Genomic DNA, 2057 nt, shown 5'->3' on the forward strand with positions numbered 1-2057 from the left:
ACCACGGCGTCGGCCTGCGCGCGCGGCCCGGCGACGATCCGCAGCGCGGCGCGCGAGAGGTCGATCTTCGCCTCGGCCCAGCGTTCGGGGACGACGCAGCCCCACTCGTCGAACAGCGCGGCCTCGTCGGCCGGCGCGTCCACGAGGGCGACGACGCGCGCCCCGGAGCGGGCGAGGAACTGCTTGGCCAGCGCGCTGAGGTCGGTCGCCGCGAGCAGGACGAACGTCCGCTCGTCCGCGTCTTGCGCGGCGTTCTCCTCGGAGGCGGTCCGCGGCGCGGCGTCGGCGATCGCGGCCGGCGCCGCGGGCGCGGCCGTTGCGGCGAGCGCGCGGCGCCGCAGATCGTTCGGATCGACGAGCCCCGCGTCCGCGAGCAGCGCGGCGCGGCGCGCTTCGAGCGCCGCGAGGGCCGCCCAACGTTCGCGCTCGGCGGCGTCGAACGCGGCGCCGAGCCGCGCGGCGAGCCGCGGGCCGGCGTCGGCGAAGCGCAGCCCCTCCGCGGCGAGCCCGGATGCGGCCGCGGCGAGGTCGTCGGCCTCGGCGAGGCGCGCGGCGAGGCCGCTTCCGCCGCGCGGGAAGACCTTCTTTGCGGCTGCGTCCGACTCGGCGGACAGCGCCGCGGCCCAGGCCAGCAGTCCGGCGAGGTCGTCCGCGGCGTCGGCGGCGGGCGGGACGAACAGTTCCGGCAGCGCCCCGGGGGTGACGACGCGCGGCGGCGCGAGCGCCAGCGGGGCGGTTCGCGCGGCGAGGGCCAGCAGTTCGAGCAGCCGCCGCCCTCCGCGGCGGCCGGGCGCGACGACGACGACGCGCGAGAGGTCGAGCGCGCCGCCCTCCGCGAACGCCCCTTCGAACCACTTCGCCGCCGCCGCGAGGCACGCCTCGCCGCGGCCCAGGAACACCCGCTCGACGTTCATCGATCGCCCCCGGCGCGGCCGGACCCGCCGCGCCCGAGGCCATGATAGACGAAGGACCGGCACGCACCGTGCCGGTCCGGCCGTCTCTCTCCCGGCGGAGAGGTCAGCGCTTCATCAGCGAGACGGAGACGGAGAAGCAGCGGTCCTTCATGTGGACCACCGAGATCTCCTCCAGCTCGAAGTCCACCGAGACGGTCGTGAAGCCGCGCGAGTAGTAGAGGTCGTAGCTCGCGCCCATCACGACGGTCGGGCAGGAGAGGTTGGTGAAGCCGAACTCGTTCTCGGCGCAGAGCGACTTGATCCCGCCGGCGATCATGTTCCCGAACTCGGCGATCGCGTCGAGCGTCTCCTCGTCGAACTCGCTCTGCTCCTCGCCCAGCAGCTTGCCGGCGAGGAGCAGCGCGGCGCGCTCGGAGAGGTTGAAGTTCATCGTGCCGGTGTGGCTGCCGAGCAGCCCGACGAGCACGGAGATCCGGCGGTTCGACTTGGGGAACTTGGAGGCCCCGACCGGCTGCGGGACGACGCCCGCCATCTCGAGCCCGATCTTGGTGCCGCCCGAAACGGCTTCGAGCAGGACGGGATTGACCTGCAGGCCCAGAAAGTCGTTCGCATCGCTCATTGCGCGTGTGCCCTCGCGGCGCGCGGCGGCGCCGGTCCTCTCTTCGGCCCGCCGCGCCGAGACTTGACCCGGCGCGGTTGCGGCCGAAGACGGGAAATTGTAATGAAGAACTCCGGAGGCGCCTTCCCGATGCCGATCTACGAGTTCTATTGCCGCGCGTGCCACCGCGTCTACAGCTTTCTTTCGCGGTCGATCAACACCACGGCGTCCCCGTCCTGTCCGCGCTGCGGGGCGGCCGGGCTCGCCCGGCAGGCCTCGACGTTCGCCGTGTCCCGCGGGCTGAAGGAGTCGGCGGAGGGGGACGAGGGCGGGCCGGAGATCGACGACGCGCGCCTCGAGCGGGCGATGGAGTCTTTGGCCGGCGACATCGACGGGGTGGACGAGAACGACCCGAAGCAGGCGGCGCGGCTGATGCGCAAGCTGTTCGACGCCGGCGGGTTGCCGGTCGGCGGCGGCATGGAGGAGGCGCTGCGCCGGATGGAGGCCGGGGAGGATCCGGACCGGATCGAGGAGCAACTGGGGGA

Annotated in this window: 3 protein-coding genes; 1 reads left to right on the plus strand and 2 read right to left on the minus strand. The window is 73.9% G+C overall.

The genetic code is table 11. From position 1 onward, the window contains the following. Together LLG88_08520 and LLG88_08525 are read right to left on the minus strand one after the other, a co-directional pair. Positions 1 to 914 (minus strand): hypothetical protein (locus LLG88_08520; GenBank protein MCE5246945.1); only part of this gene is annotated, 914 nt, incomplete at its 3' end. A 103-nt stretch (positions 915 to 1017) separates the two neighbouring features. Continuing rightward, complete coding sequence (locus tag LLG88_08525) at positions 1018 to 1533, minus strand: chemotaxis protein CheX (GenBank protein ID MCE5246946.1); 516 nt, start codon at positions 1531 to 1533, stop codon at positions 1018 to 1020. A gap of 102 nt (positions 1534 to 1635) precedes the next feature. On the opposite strand from LLG88_08525, the gene LLG88_08530 reads away from it, so the two are divergent. Next, positions 1636 to 2057 (plus strand): zinc ribbon domain-containing protein (locus LLG88_08530; protein ID MCE5246947.1); only part of this gene is annotated, 422 nt, incomplete at its 3' end.

This window comes from bacterium (assembly GCA_021372775.1).
GTDB lineage: Bacteria > Acidobacteriota > Polarisedimenticolia > J045 > J045 > JAJFTU01.